Below are 12892 nucleotides of genomic sequence, written 5' to 3'. Positions count from 1 at the left end.
GTTCCTTCAGTCCTCAGCCGACAGTCGTGAAGATGTCGATCGAACCGGACTTCAGCTTCACGATGGCGCGCTTGGTGTCCTTGCGCTTGCCAGTGCCGAAGCGGGTGCGGCGCGACTTGCCGACGCGATTGAGGGTGTTGACGCGCTCCACCTTGACGTTGAAGATCTTCTCGATGGCGAGCTTGATCTCGGTCTTCGAGGCGCGGGGGTCGACCTCGAAGGTGTAGCTGCCCATGTCGATGAGCGCGTAGCTCTTCTCCGACACGATCGGTCGGATGATGATGTCGCGAGGGTCCTTGTTGTAGCCGCTCATCAGTTGTCCTTCTCTGCCTTGTCGGCCTTCGAGGCCTTGCCGGCCTCGACGAAGCCGGCGGCCTCAGCGGCCTCGGCGGTGCGGAACCACACCTCGGCCTCAGTCTGCTCGTACCAGCGACCGTCAGGACGGTGGAACTTCATCGAGTTGGCGTTGCCCTTGATCTCGAAGCCCTCGGGAGCCGAGCCGTCCTCGAGCGGAGCGGCCGAGTCGGTTCCGAAGTCGGCAGCGGCAGCAGCCGGAGCCTCATCGACGACCTCGGCCTTGGCCTTTGCGGGCTTCTCGGCCTTGGCGGGCTTCTCAGCCTTGACGGGCGCAGCGACGGGTGCCGCTTCTGCGACCTCGACCTTCGCACCCGTCTTCGCGGCGACGAACGCCTCGTAGGCGGGCTTCGTGAAGACGATGTCGTCGCTCCGGAGCACGTCGTAGGCGTTGAGCTGGTCCCACTGGAGCACGTGGACCTCTGGGAGGTTGCGCACCGAGAGCGCCGCGGTCTCCTCCGAGCGGTCGAGCACCAGCAGCACGTTCTTGACGACGCCGAGCACCGCGAAGGTGTCGACGGCGATGCGGGTGCTGGGAGCGTCAGCCGGGAAGGCCTCGATGACGTGCAGGTGGCCACCGCGAGCGCGGTCCGAGAGCGAGCCGAGCAGTGCTGCGGCAATCATCTTCTTGGGGGTGCGCTGCGAGTAGTCGCGCGGCGTCGGGCCGTGCACGATGCCACCGCCGCGGTGCTGCGGCATGCGGATCGAGCCCTGACGGGCGCGGCCGGTGCCCTTCTGCTTGTGCGGCTTGGCGCCGGAGCCGGAGACCTCGCCGCGACCCTTGGTCGAGTGCGTGCCCTGGCGTGCGGCAGCGAGCTGCGCGACGACGACCTGGTGGATCAGCGGAACGTTCGTCTGGACGTCGAAGATGCTCGCGGGCAGCTCGACAGAGCCTGCCTGCTTGCCCTTGGCGTCGACGATGGCGACCTGTGCAGTCATGCTCAGGCTCCCTTCACAGCGTTGCGGACGTACACGAGACGACCACGGGCACCGGGGACGGCGCCCTTGACGAGCATGAGGCCCTGCACGACGTCGATGGAGTGGACCGTGAGGTTCATCACCGAGACGCGCTCGCCGCCCATGCGGCCGGGCATGCGCTTGCCGCGGAACACGCGGCTGGGCGTGGACGAAGCACCGATCGAGCCGGGCTTGCGGTGGTTGCGGTGGGCACCGTGCGATGCCGAGACGCCAGCGAAGTTGTGGCGCTTCATGACACCGGCGAAGCCCTTGCCCTTCGACGTGCCAACGACGTCGACCTTCTGGCCGGCGGCGAACAGGTCGACGGCCAGCTCCTGGCCGAGCTCGTAGGCTCCGGCGTTGTCGGTGCGGACCTCGGTGAGGTGGCGGCGCGGCGTGACGCCAGCGGCCTCGAAATGACCGGCAGCAGGCTGGTTCACCTTGCGCGGGTCGATCTGGCCGGCGGCGATCTGGATGGCTGCGTAGCCATCCTTCTCGGGCGTGCGGATCTGCGTGACCACATTCGGCGTGATCTCGAGCACCGTGACGGGGACGAGCTTGTTCTGCTCATCCCAGACCTGGGTCATCCCGAGCTTCGTGCCGAGCAGGCCGCGAGTCGTCGTGATCTTCGACATTGCGTTCCTTAAAGCTTGATCTCGATGTTGACGTCAGCGGGCAGGTCGAGGCGCATGAGCGAGTCGACTGCCTTCGGCGTCGGGTCGATGATGTCGATGAGTCGCTTGTGCGTGCGCTTCTCGAAGTGCTCGCGGCTGTCCTTGTACTTGTGAGGTGAACGGATCACCACGACCACGTTCTTCTCGGTCGGCAGCGGCACAGGGCCCACCACCGTCGCGCCCGCACGGGTCACGGTGTCGACGATCTTGCGCGCCGAGGAGTCGATGACCTCGTGGTCGTACGACTTCAGTCGGATGCGGATCTTCTGTCCCGCCATGGCTGACTCTCTTCCTGTCGACGCAGCCGTTCAGGCTGCTCGCAACGCACCCTCGAGTGCACCGCTGTTCTTCTGTCAATGCCCACGAGGGGCGCGCACCGCAGCCGAGCATGGACATGCCACGCTCTGCTTCGGCGAAGTTCTTGTTGGGGGGCTGCTCGCGGCCCAGGTTCGTGTTCGACCTGTGCACAGCCAGAGCAGTGAGCGACGAGAATCCGTCGCGTTTGCAACCTGACGATTCTCGCACGGATGCAGAGGTTCATGCAACCCGGGCGTGTCGCGCGGACTTCCGCGTCGCCTCGCGGGAGTCCGGGCAAGCGAGAGGGGCGAGGACGCTCGTCCCCGCCCCTCGCCTGCAGCGACTACTGCTGCTGCTGGTCCTGCTGGTCCTGCTGGCCGACGAAGCCATCGGCCTGCTGCTGCACGCCGTCGGTGTGCTCGGCGAACTTGCCACCGGTCACCTTGTCGAACGCGTCGCCGCCGCCCTGGATGGCCTGGTCGCTGATCTGCTCGCCCTGCTCGCTGTTCAGCGCTTCCTTGCCCTTGTTGACGAGATCTTCGAAGCCCATGTGCAGTCCTCCGGTCAGAGCCGCGCTTCTCGCGGCCTTCGCCGACACGAAACCACACGCTCCTGAGAAGCACCAGCAGCAGATTCCCCGCCTGGGTCGACGGCATGGGCAGACGCGCGGGCTTGCTAGCGTCGCGGCATGGCTCCGTCGACCTCCCAGCTTCCCAACGACCCCAGCTGGCCGCGGGCCGGCGACTGGTCACCGCTCGACGAGGCCGGCGACGAGCTCGACGCCGTGCTCGTCGGCATCGGCACGCACACGACCTCGCTGAGCCCCACGCAGGCGCACGCCACGCCCCGTGCCGTGCGCGAGGCGCTGCGCCGGTATTCGCCACATGCCTCGGGGAGCACTCCGCTCGCGGCACTCCGCATCGCCGACGCCGGTGACGCATCCGACCCGGACGCCGACGAGGAGGGCGCCACCGCACTCGTCGCGCGCGCGGCTGGCCGTGCGCGGCTCGCGATCGTGCTCGGCGGCGACAACGCCGCGACCGTGCCCGCGGCGCTCGGCAGCTGGGGCGAGCGCATCGCGACCGCCGGTCTCATCACGATCGACGCCCACCACGACCTGCGCGACGGGCGCTCGAACGGCTCCCCCGTGCAGCGACTGCTCGATGCCGGGCTCGCCGGCACGCGCGTGGCGCAGATCGGCATCCAGGAGTTCGCGAACTCGCGACACTACGCCGAGCGCGCCGAGGCAGCCGGGATCCGGGTGCTCTCGCGCGGCGACCTCGAGCTGCAGGGCGTGCAGGAGATCGCCGCCCAGGCGCTGCAGGTCGCCGGCGCCGCAGGCGGGCCCGTGCACGTCGACGTCGACGTCGACGTGTGCGACCGCTCCGTCGCGCCCGGCTGCCCCGCATCGGTGCCCGGCGGCATCAGCGCCTGGCAGCTGCGCTCGCTGATCCGCGCGCTCGTGGCCGACGACCGCGTGCGCTCGATCGACTTCACCGAGGTCGACGCCACCGCCGACACGGCCGATGGTCGCACGGTGCGGCTCGTCGCGCTGGGCGTGCTCGAGGCGCTCGCCGCGCTCGCGGGTCGCGAGCGCCCCGTCCCGCGGCTGCGCGCGGTCTGAGGGGCGGCGCCGACCGCGCATCGCGCACGGCACCGCCAGCGCAGCGCGCAGGCACTGCCGCTCAGAGACCGCGCATCGTGAACGCCGCCACCAGCGCAGCGCGCGCGGGCGGCAGCGCGAGCGCGCGCACGAGCGCCAACCGCCCGGCGAGCACCGACTCGCTCGCGGGTGCTCCCATCGCCATGTTCCAGGCGGCTCGACGCATGGCGCGCGCCGCGGCCGCCCGCCGCACCCGCGCGTAGGTCGCGAACGGCGCAGCACCGGGCTGCGCACCGGCGATCGCTCGCTCGAGCGCGAGCGCGTCGAGCCAGCCGAGGCTCATGCCCTGCCCGCCGATGGGGCTGAGCTCATGCGCCGCGTCGCCCGCGAGCGCGACCCGGCCGCTCGCGAAGCGCGCGGCGAGCCGCTGCCGGGCGAGGAAGGCGCTCGGCACGGTGCCGCTGGGCACGGTGCCGCTCGGGACGGTGCCGCCGGGCGGGGCTGCGTGGGGCAGTTCGGCGCTGGGCACGGCTGCGCTGCGCATGCTGCCGCTGGGCCCGCGGAGCCGCTCGTCGAGGATGCGCTGGAGCTGCTCGGCCGTGACGGACGCCTGCGGCTGGGCGAGCCGCACGACCCAGCGCCGCCGGCCCGCGGGCAGCGGGAACGACTCCACGATGCCGCCCGGCTCGAGGTGCAGCAGCGCGGCCGCGCCCGCATCCGCGTCGTCCACGTCGGCCATCGCATAGCCGGCGACCCCGCGTCGCTGCCGCAGCTCGATGCCCAGCAGCTGCCGCACGCGACTGCGCACCCCGTCGGCGCCGACCGCCCAGCGCGCGCCGACGCATCCGCCGCCCGTGAGCGTCAGCTCGACGCCGTCCGCGTCCTGCCACAGGCCGATGACCTCGGCACCCGTGCGCAGCGCCGCAGGAGCCAGCGCCGCGAGCCGCTCGCGCAGGATCATCTCGGTGCGGTGCTGCGGCAGCGCGTGGACGGGTCGCTCCGACAGGTCGAGCGTCGCGATGCGACGGCCGCCGCTGAGCGCTGCGCCGGAGCGGATCTCCAGCGCCTCGGCCCGCACCGTCTCGCCGACGCCGGCGGCATCGAGGGCCGCGAGGCCGGGCGGATGGATGCCGAACGCGCGTGACGCGGATCCGGGCTCGCTGCGGCGCTCGAGCACGACGACATCGATGCCCCGCTGCGAGAGCAGGCAGGCCAGCAGCAGCCCCACGGCGCCGGCGCCGACGATCGCGACGTCGTGCTGCTCGATCCCGGGCCGAGCGGACCCGGGCCGCCAGGTCATGGAGCGCCCCGCACCAGCTCGAGTCGCGCGGGGAAGCCGCGCTGCACCCGCCAGCCGGGCGGCGCTGCCCGCGCGAGCTCAGCCCTCGTGTGACTGCGGCGGATCGAGGCGAGGCCGTCTGCGCGGATGAAGGTGTCGCGCAGCAGCGTCGACTCGAAGGGCAGCGTGGCGGCCGCGAAGGCGGCATACGCGAGCGGCGAGCGGGCGATGTCGCCGTGCACCACGACGCCTCCGGGCGCTGCGAGCCGCTCGGAGTCGGCCAGGATCGCGCCGAGCTCGTGCGGCGAGAGGTGGTGCAGCACGTGGTTGGAGACCACGACGTCGAAGCGCTCGCCCGACACGGCGAGCGCGCGCGTGGTGGTCTGGCGGAGGTCGAGGCCGGGCATCGACGGCCCGTCGAGCGCCGCCGCGATCGCCCGCGGGTCCGGGTCGATCGCGACCGCCGTCAGTGCGCCGCCGTCACGCGACGCCCAGCGGAGCAGCCGGCGCGGCAGGTCGCCGCCGCCCGTGCCCACGTCGAGCATCCGCACCGCCTCGCCCGCCCGCAGACGGGGGCGGATCCAGTGGCGGTAGAGCGCGCCGGGTGACGAGACGAGCGCGTTGACGAGCGCGAAGCGCGCGAACGTGCGCGCCAGCATGACCGGGTCGCAGTCCGGATCGTCCATGGTCTCGTGCGCCTCGGGGTCGCGCGCGAGGAGCCCACCCAGCAGCACGCCGGCCTCAGCCGCGGACGGTGAGCAGCGCCGACTCGACCGTGAGCCCCGGCCCGAAGGCCATCGCCACCACCCGGTCGCCGTCGACCGCCGCCGGGTCGCGCAGGATGCGCTCGAGCACGAACAGCACGGTGGCGCTCGACATGTTGCCGTAGTCGCGCAGCGTCTCGCGGGCGGGCACGAGCTGCGCCTCGGTCAGCCGCAGCGTCGACTCGACCTTGTCGAGGATGCTGCGCCCGCCCGGATGGATCGCCCAGTGCTCGATCGCCTCGCCGGCGCGCTCCTCGTCCAGCGCTGCGCCGAGCGCGGGTTCAGACTCCAGCAGCGGCGCGATCGCGCCGGTCACGTGCTCGCCGATGAGCGAGGGCACGGCGTTCGAGAGCACCATTTCGAAGCCGTGGTCGCCGATGCGCCACGCCATGGCTCCCTCGCCCTGCGGGGTCGTGCGGGTGGCGAAGGCATCGAGCTGGAACGCGCGCTCGCCCTCGTCCAGCGGCCGCGCGCTGACCAGCGCAGCCCCGGCGCCGTCGCCGAACAACGAGGTCGCGACGATCGTGTCGGGGTCGTTCGAGGTGCGCAGGTGCAAGGTGCAGAGTTCGACGCTCACCACGAGCACGACGGCTTCGGCGTCGGCCTCGCACAGCTGCCGCGCCAGGCGCAGCGCGGGCACCGAGGCGTAGCAGCCCATGAAACCGAGGTGGTAGCGCTGCACGCCCGCCCGCAGCCCGAGGTCGCGCGCGAGGACGAAGTCTGGTCCAGGCGCGTAGAAGCCGGTGCACGAGACGGTGATCACGTGCGTCACATCAGCGGCCGTGATCCCGTCGACCGCGTCGAGCGCGGCGCGACCGGCCTCGACGTAGAGGCGGCTCGCGTGTGTCTCGTAGCGGTCGTTGCGCAGCCGCGTGCCAGGGTCGAGCAGCCGGCCAGACGTGCGATCGAAGAACTCGGGCTCCTCGGCGGCCGGCCCCTCGAGGGTCAGCTCGTCGATCACCGTGTAGCGGCGCTCGATGCCTGAGACGCCGAACGAGGTGCTGACGATGCGCTGCGCGAGCCTCGTGAGCCCCGGCTGCGAAGCGAAGACCTCCTCCACATCGGACTGCACCAGCTCCGTCGTCGGCACTGCCGTGCTCAGGCCCCGCATCATCACCGTCATGGCGAGAGGCTAGTGGGGGACACTGTGCGTCGCATCGGCGGCGCGATCCTGGGCTTCAGACCAGCCTCTCCCCCGCGCGCCACACGGCGTGCACGAGCGGCACGCCGGGGCGGTAGGCGAGGTGCGTGATGGAGGGCGCCTCGAGCACCTGCAGGTCGGCGCGGGACCCGGGGCGGATGCGGCCCAGCGGCAGGCGGGCGGTGCCGGCCTGGGCGGCGCCTGCCCCGGCGGTGCCGGCCTCGTCGCGGCCCAGCGCGATCGCGCCGCCCAGCGTCGCAGCGCGCACCGCCTCCTCGAGCGTGAGGCCCATCTGCAGCACCGCGGTCGCCACGCAGAACGCCATCGAGGTCGTGTAGCTCGTGCCGGGGTTGCAGTTGGTGGCGATCGCCACCACCGCGCCGGCGTCGAGCAGCCGCCTGGCGGGCGCGAGCGGCATGCGGGTGGAGAGGTCGCATGCGGGCAGCACCGTGGCGACGGTGCCGCGACCGCCTGCCGCGCCCGACCCGCCCTGCCAGGTGTCGGCGAGCATCCGCACCTCGTCGTCGTCGAGGAAGGCGACGTGGTCGACGCTCGCGGCGCCCAGCTCGACCGCGAGTCGCACGCCGGGCCCGGGGCCCAGCTGGTTGCCGTGCACGCGCAGCGCCAGGCCGGCCGCCCGTGCCGCCTCGAGCACGCGGCGCGACTGGGCCTCGTCGAAGGCGCCGCGCTCGCAGAAGACATCGACCGCGTCGACGTGCGGCGCGACCGCGTCGAGCATCGCGCCGGTCACGAGGTCGACGTAGGCATCCGCATCCTCGCCCTCCGGCACCAGGTGGGCGCCGAGGAAGGTGACAGCGTCGGCGCGGGTCGCGGCGATGCGGGCGCTGCGCAGCTCGTCGGCGACCGTGAGCCCGTAGCCGGTCTTCGTCTCGAACGCGGTCGTGCCGCCGCGCAGCATCTCGTCGGCCAGCCGGTCGAGGTTGGCGGTGAGCGCCTCGTCGCTCGCTGCACGGGTGGCCGCGACGGTCACGCCGATGCCGCCGGCCGCATAGGCCTGCCCCGCCATGCGCGCCTCGAACTCCGCAGTGCGGTCGCCCGCGAACACGAGATGGGTGTGGCTGTCGACCCACCCCGGCAGCACGGCGCGGCCCTCGACGTCGATGCGCGCATCGGCGGCCGGGGCGTCGGATGCCCGGCCGACCCAGGTGATCGCGTCGCCCTCCACCACCAGGGCGGCATCGCGCATCCGACCGAGGCCCTCGTCGTTCGTGGTGAGCTCGCCGATGCCGGTGATGAGCGTCGAGCGCGGCTGCTCGGGCATCAGGCCTCCCGCGTCGCTGCCTGGTCGCGCCGCATGGGGATGGGTACGTCGTTGGCATCCGCGAAGTCGATCGCCTCGTCGTAGCCGGCGTCGACGTGGCGGATGACGCCCATCTCGGGGTCGTTCGAGAGCACCCGCGCGAGCTTCTCGGCGGCGAGCGGCGTGCCGTCGGCGACCGTCACCTGGCCCGCGTGGATGGAGCGGCCGATGCCGACGCCGCCGCCGTGGTGGATCGAGACCCAGCTGGCACCGGATGCGGTGTTGACGAGCGCGTTGAGCAGCGGCCAGTCGGCGATCGCGTCGGAGCCGTCCTTCATGGCCTCGGTCTCGCGGTACGGGCTCGCGACGGATCCGCTGTCGAGGTGGTCACGGCCGATCACGATGGGCGCAGAGAGCGTGCCGTCGGCCACCATCTCGTTGAACCTGAGGCCCGCGAGGTGGCGCTCGCCGGCACCCAGCCAGCAGATGCGGGCAGGCAGCCCCTGGAAGGCGACGCGCTCCTGTGCCATGCGGATCCAGCGGTGCAGGTGCGCGTTGTCGGGGAAGAGCTCGAGGATCGCCTCGTCGGTGCGGCGGATGTCCTCCGGGTCGCCAGAGAGCGCCGCCCAGCGGAACGGGCCCTTGCCCTCGCAGAAGAGCGGGCGGATGTATGCGGGCACGAAGCCGGGGAACGCGAAGGCGTCCTCGAAGCCGCCGAGCTTCGCCTCGGCACGGATCGAGTTGCCGTAGTCGAAGACCTCGGCGCCGGCCGACTGGAAGCCGACCATCGCCTCGACGTGGGCGGCCATCGACGCCCGCGCGCGGTCGGTGAAGCCCTCCGGGTCGCGCTCTCGCTCTGCGTGCCAGTCGTCGAATGCGACGCCGCTCGGCAGGTAGGCGAGCGGATCGTGGGCGCTGGTCTGGTCGGTGACGATGTCGATCGGTGCGCCCATCGCGAGCAGCTGCGGCACCACGTCGGCGGCGTTCGCGTGCAGGCCGATGCTCAGGCCGCGCCCGGCGTCCCTCGCCTCGACGGCGCGCGCCAGCGCATCCGTCACATCCGTCGCCTCGACGTCGAGGTAGCGGTGCTCGATGCGGCGCTGGATGCGCGAGCGGTCGACCTCGATGCAGATGGCGACGCCGTCGTTCATGGTGACGGCCAGCGGCTGCGCGCCGCCCATGCCGCCGAGGCCGGCCGTGAGCGTGATGGTGCCGGTCAGGCTCTCGCGGCCGAGCGCCGCCGCGACGGCTGCGAAGGTCTCGAAGGTGCCCTGCAGGATGCCCTGGGTGCCGATGTAGATCCAGCTGCCGGCCGTCATCTGGCCGTACATCGTGAGGCCTTCGGCCTCGAGGCGGCGGAACTCGGGCCACGTCGCCCAGTCGCCGACCAGGTTGGAGTTGGCGATCAGCACGCGCGGCGCCCACGGGCTCGTGCGCATGACGCCGACGGGCCTGCCCGACTGCACGAGCAGCGTCTCGTCATCCTCGAGCTGCGTCAGCTCGCGCACGATGGCGTCGAAGGAGCGCCAGTCGCGGGCGGCCTTGCCGGTGCCGCCGTAGACGACGAGCTCGTCGGGATGCTCTGCGACCTCGGGATCGAGGTTGTTCATGAGCATGCGCAGGGCGGCCTCCTGCTGCCAGCCCTTCGCGGTCAGCTGCGTGCCGCGGGGTGCGCGGACGGTGCGGGCGCCTTCCATCAGTGGTCTCCTCGGGGGTTCGGGGCCGAGAACATCACGGTCTCAGCGGTGTACCGGTAATTCCGCCGGGGCACCCATGCCTCGGCGTGGTCGAGCAGCTCGGCGGCGAACAGCGCGCCGCCGCCGACCGTGAACGTGACGGATGCCTCGATGTCGCGGGCGAGGAAGCGGTCGGGGCCGATGCCCGGCACGCGCTCGCGGAGCGCCTCGACGACGCGTCCGGTGCGGGGCCCGGCGGGCTCGTCGCGCAGCTCGATGCCGCGTGCGGCGGTCATCAGCTCGATCGCGAGCACGCGGCCGAGCCCGTCGACAGAGCGCCGCAGCTTGCGCGCAGCGCCCCAGCCCATCGAGACGTGATCCTCCTGCATGGCGCTCGACGGGATGGAGTCGACGGATGCGGGGCTCGCCAGGCGCTTGAGCTCCGAGACGATGCCCGCCTGCGTGTACTGGGCGATCATGAGGCCCGAGTCGACGCCGGGGTCTCCGGCGAGGAACGGCGGCAGGCCGTAGGAGCGCGCCGGGTCGAGGAAGCGGTCGCTGCGGCGCTCGCTCATCGACGCGACATCGGCGATCACGATGGCGAGGAAGTCGAGCACGGCCGCGATCGGGGCGCCGTGGAAGTTGCCGTTCGAGACCACGCGGCCGTCTGGCAGCACGACCGGGTTGTCGATGGCGCTCGCCAGCTCGATCTCTGCCACCCGAGCCGCGTGCGCGGCGGTGTCGCGCGCGGTGCCGTGCACCTGCGGGGCGCAGCGCAGCGAGTAGGCGTCCTGCACGCGGGTGTCCTCCGGCCCCTTGTGGCTCGCGACGATGGGACTGTCGGCGAGCAGCGCGGCGATGTTCGCGGCGCTGGCGATCTGGCCGGGGTGCGGGCGCAGCGCCATGAGCTCTGCGGCGAATGGCGCGTCGCTGCCGAGCAGCCCCTCGACGCTCATGGCGGCGGTGAGGTCGGCGGTGTCGAGCAGCTTGTCGAGATCCGCGAGCGCCAGGCACAGCATCGCGAGCATGCCGTCGGTGCCGTTGACGAGCGCGAGCCCCTCCTTCTCGGCCAGCACCACGGGCGCGAGACCCGCCTCCGTGAGCGCCGTCGACGCATCCATCGTCACCGACTCGACCGTGCCGGGCTTCGCGCCTGGGCGCTCCACCCGGACGGTGCCCTCGCCCATGGCGGCGAGCGCCACGTGCGAGAGCGGCGCGAGGTCGCCGGAGCAACCGAGCGAGCCGTACTCGCCGATCACCGGCGTGATGCCGGCGTTGAGCATGGATGCGTAGAGCTCTGCGGTCGCGCGGCGGATGCCCGTGCGGCCGGTCGCGAGGGTCTGCAGCCGCAGCAGCATGAGGCCGCGCACGACCTCACGCTCGACCGCCTCGCCGCTGGAGGCGGCGTGCGAGCGGATGAGCGACTGCTGCAGGCGCGTGCGGTCCTCGGGCGCGATCGCCGTGTTGGCGAGGGCGCCGAAGCCCGTGGAGATGCCGTAGTGCGGCTTGGGGTCGGCGGCGAGGCCGTCGATCACGGCGCGTGCCTCGTCGATGCGCGCGAGCGCTCCGGGGCTGAGCTCGACGGGTGCGTCGAAGCGGGCGACCTGCACGACGTCGTGTCGGGTGAGCGGGGCGTCTCCGATGATCACTGGCATGGCCCCATTCCACCGCTCTGGCCGTGTCGACGCATCCGTCTGCGCCATAGTGGTGTCTGAGATCTCAGACAGCGTGGTCGTCGCGACCGCGCACGGACGCCGGAGGTGCACGGTGGTGGTGCCCAGGATGCCGGCGGCGCGCAGCGCGCTGCGGGTGCTGTCGCTGCTGGCCGAGCAGGCGGGGCCGGTGCGCGCCTCGACCATCGCGCGCGCGCTCGACCTGCCACGCTCGAGCGCCTACCAGCTGCTGCAGGTGATGCGCGACGAGGGGTTCCTGGTGCACTATCCGGAGCTCGGCGCCTGGGGACCGAGCGCCCGCGTGCAGCAGATCGGCTCGCGGGTCGCCGCCGCCACGCGGCTCGAGCGGCTCGCGCAGCCGATCCTCGACCGGCTCGTGCGCACGGCGGCCGTGCCCGCCACGAGCCACCTGGCCGTGCTGGCGGGCAGCGATGTCGCGTATGCCGGTCGCGGCGAGGGACGCCGCTCCCCCGCGACCGTCTCGCGCGTCGGGGTGCGGCTGCCGGCAGTGCGCACGGCGACCGGGCGCGCGATGCTCGCCGCGCTCGGCGACGACCAGGTGCGCGCGCTGATCCCCCACGACCGCGACCTGGCCGGTGAGCGGCCAGCGACGCGCACCGCGCTCACGACGCTGCTGGCCGGGGTGCGGCGACGCGGCTGGGCGCGCGAGGACGGCGAGGTGGATGCGACCTACGGCTCGGTCGCCGCGGCGGCGAGGGATGCCGCCGGCTACCCCGCGGCCGCAGTCGGCCTGACGTTCCGGCAGACGGCGGTCGGCGAGACCGATCGAGATGCGCTGGGCGCGCTGTGCGCGGCGGCTGCCGCCGAGCTCACGCGACGGCTCGGAGGCGGCTGACGGGAGCCGCTGAACGCCCAGCGCATCGGCGCTCAGACGGGCCGCTCGTCGGCATCAGGGCCGGGATGCGCGGACGCGGCCTGCGCCGCGACCGACGCGTCGTCGGGCTCGAGCTCTGGCTTCTCCATCTCGTGCGTCCTGTCGATCACGGCCTGCGCGCGATCGGCCAGCTCGTCGTAGGACCTGCCCGTCGCGTCGTCGCCGAAGCTCGCCCGGTCGTCGGGCAGCTCGACATCGGGACCGTCGTCGTCACGCCGGTCGTCATCACGGTCGCCCTCGGGCATCGCGTGGCTCACCATCTCGCACCTCCGAACCGCTCGGCGGCGGTGCGCCGCCTGCGCCCAGCACACCACGTGC

14 protein-coding genes are annotated in these 12892 nt (G+C 72.6%); 2 read left to right on the top strand and 12 right to left on the bottom strand.

The genetic code is table 11. The annotated features are described in order from the left end of the window. Window positions 1-13 precede the first annotated feature (13 nt). The 5 genes from rplW to MKD51_RS14605 form a co-directional block, all read right to left on the bottom strand. The gene (gene rplW, locus MKD51_RS14625) at window positions 14-313 is read right to left on the bottom strand and encodes a 50S ribosomal protein L23 (protein WP_240241218.1); all 300 of its coding nucleotides are present in this window, start codon (window positions 311-313) and stop codon (window positions 14-16) included. Next, window positions 313-1293, bottom strand: a complete 981-nt coding sequence (gene rplD / locus MKD51_RS14620) for a 50S ribosomal protein L4 (protein WP_240241217.1) — start codon at window positions 1291-1293, stop codon at window positions 313-315. Before rplD ends, rplW begins: the two co-directional genes overlap by 1 nt. Before the next feature lie 2 nt (window positions 1294-1295). Beyond that, window positions 1296-1946 (bottom strand): 50S ribosomal protein L3, encoded by a 651-nt coding sequence (gene rplC, locus MKD51_RS14615; protein ID WP_240241216.1) that lies wholly within the window; start codon window positions 1944-1946, stop codon window positions 1296-1298. A gap of 8 nt (window positions 1947-1954) precedes the next feature. Next, complete coding sequence (gene rpsJ / locus MKD51_RS14610; RefSeq protein ID WP_021010896.1) at window positions 1955-2263, bottom strand: 30S ribosomal protein S10; 309 nt, start codon at window positions 2261-2263, stop codon at window positions 1955-1957. A 362-nt stretch (window positions 2264-2625) separates the two neighbouring features. Next, a complete protein-coding gene (locus MKD51_RS14605) occupies window positions 2626-2832 on the bottom strand; it encodes an antitoxin (protein ID WP_240241215.1) in 207 nt (68 codons plus the stop codon). A 138-nt stretch (window positions 2833-2970) separates the two neighbouring features. On the opposite strand from MKD51_RS14605, the gene MKD51_RS14600 reads away from it, so the two are divergent. Next, a complete protein-coding gene (locus tag MKD51_RS14600) occupies window positions 2971-3906 on the top strand; it encodes an arginase family protein (protein ID WP_240241214.1) in 936 nt (311 codons plus the stop codon). 61 nt (window positions 3907-3967) lie between these two features. Here MKD51_RS14600 and MKD51_RS14595 read toward each other — a convergent pair whose 3' ends face one another. From MKD51_RS14595 to hutH, 6 genes are read right to left on the bottom strand one after another with little or no spacing between them, the layout of a single operon-like run. Further along, window positions 3968-5185, bottom strand: a complete 1218-nt coding sequence (locus MKD51_RS14595) for an NAD(P)/FAD-dependent oxidoreductase (protein ID WP_240241213.1) — start codon at window positions 5183-5185, stop codon at window positions 3968-3970. Beyond that, window positions 5182-5898, bottom strand: a complete 717-nt coding sequence (locus MKD51_RS14590; RefSeq protein WP_346986732.1) for a methyltransferase domain-containing protein — start codon at window positions 5896-5898, stop codon at window positions 5182-5184. Before MKD51_RS14590 ends, MKD51_RS14595 begins: the two co-directional genes overlap by 4 nt. 7 nt (window positions 5899-5905) lie before the next feature. After that, window positions 5906-7051 (bottom strand): type III polyketide synthase, encoded by a 1146-nt coding sequence (locus tag MKD51_RS14585; RefSeq protein WP_240241211.1) that lies wholly within the window; start codon window positions 7049-7051, stop codon window positions 5906-5908. A 55-nt stretch (window positions 7052-7106) separates the two neighbouring features. Continuing rightward, window positions 7107-8351 (bottom strand): imidazolonepropionase, encoded by a 1245-nt coding sequence (gene hutI / locus MKD51_RS14580; RefSeq protein ID WP_240241210.1) that lies wholly within the window; start codon window positions 8349-8351, stop codon window positions 7107-7109. After that, on the bottom strand, window positions 8351-10027 hold the full coding sequence (gene hutU / locus MKD51_RS14575; RefSeq protein WP_240241209.1) for a urocanate hydratase: 1677 nt from the start codon (window positions 10025-10027) through the stop codon (window positions 8351-8353). Before hutU ends, hutI begins: the two co-directional genes overlap by 1 nt. Then, window positions 10027-11661, bottom strand: coding sequence for a histidine ammonia-lyase (hutH, locus tag MKD51_RS14570; protein ID WP_240241208.1), 1635 nt, complete (start codon window positions 11659-11661; stop codon window positions 10027-10029). The genes hutU and hutH overlap by 1 nt, the downstream gene beginning before the upstream one ends. Here hutH and MKD51_RS14565 point away from each other — a divergent pair. Next, complete coding sequence (locus MKD51_RS14565) at window positions 11660-12535, top strand: IclR family transcriptional regulator C-terminal domain-containing protein (RefSeq protein ID WP_240241207.1); 876 nt, start codon at window positions 11660-11662, stop codon at window positions 12533-12535. The genes hutH and MKD51_RS14565 overlap by 2 nt on opposite strands. Before the next feature lie 32 nt (window positions 12536-12567). Here the strand turns inward: MKD51_RS14565 and MKD51_RS14560 are convergent, their stop codons facing one another. After that, window positions 12568-12831, bottom strand: coding sequence for a hypothetical protein (locus MKD51_RS14560; RefSeq protein WP_240241206.1), 264 nt, complete (start codon window positions 12829-12831; stop codon window positions 12568-12570). Window positions 12832-12892: the final 61 nt, after the last annotated feature.

This window comes from Agrococcus sp. ARC_14 (assembly GCF_022436485.1).
In the GTDB taxonomy this organism is placed as follows: Bacteria; Actinomycetota; Actinomycetes; order Actinomycetales; family Microbacteriaceae; genus Agrococcus.
This window is presented reverse-complemented; position numbering and strand designations above follow the sequence as displayed.

What these genes read in the sequence shown, in the direction of transcription:
- hutH (WP_240241208.1), bottom strand. Translation starts at nt 11,661, where the DNA reads ATGCCAGTGATCATCGGAGACGCCCCGCTCACCCGACACGACGTCGTG.
- rplD (WP_240241217.1), bottom strand. Translation starts at nt 1,293, where the DNA reads ATGACTGCACAGGTCGCCATCGTCGACGCCAAGGGCAAGCAGGCAGGC.
- MKD51_RS14585 (WP_240241211.1), bottom strand. Translation starts at nt 7,051, where the DNA reads ATGACGGTGATGATGCGGGGCCTGAGCACGGCAGTGCCGACGACGGAG.
- rplW (WP_240241218.1), bottom strand. Translation starts at nt 313, where the DNA reads ATGAGCGGCTACAACAAGGACCCTCGCGACATCATCATCCGACCGATC.
- rpsJ (WP_021010896.1), bottom strand. Translation starts at nt 2,263, where the DNA reads ATGGCGGGACAGAAGATCCGCATCCGACTGAAGTCGTACGACCACGAG.
- MKD51_RS14595 (WP_240241213.1), bottom strand. Translation starts at nt 5,185, where the DNA reads ATGACCTGGCGGCCCGGGTCCGCTCGGCCCGGGATCGAGCAGCACGAC.
- hutU (WP_240241209.1), bottom strand. Translation starts at nt 10,027, where the DNA reads ATGGAAGGCGCCCGCACCGTCCGCGCACCCCGCGGCACGCAGCTGACC.
- hutI (WP_240241210.1), bottom strand. Translation starts at nt 8,351, where the DNA reads ATGCCCGAGCAGCCGCGCTCGACGCTCATCACCGGCATCGGCGAGCTC.
- rplC (WP_240241216.1), bottom strand. Translation starts at nt 1,946, where the DNA reads ATGTCGAAGATCACGACGACTCGCGGCCTGCTCGGCACGAAGCTCGGG.
- MKD51_RS14605 (WP_240241215.1), bottom strand. Translation starts at nt 2,832, where the DNA reads ATGGGCTTCGAAGATCTCGTCAACAAGGGCAAGGAAGCGCTGAACAGC.
- MKD51_RS14600 (WP_240241214.1), top strand. Translation starts at nt 2,971, where the DNA reads ATGGCTCCGTCGACCTCCCAGCTTCCCAACGACCCCAGCTGGCCGCGG.
- MKD51_RS14565 (WP_240241207.1), top strand. Translation starts at nt 11,660, where the DNA reads ATGGCCCCATTCCACCGCTCTGGCCGTGTCGACGCATCCGTCTGCGCC.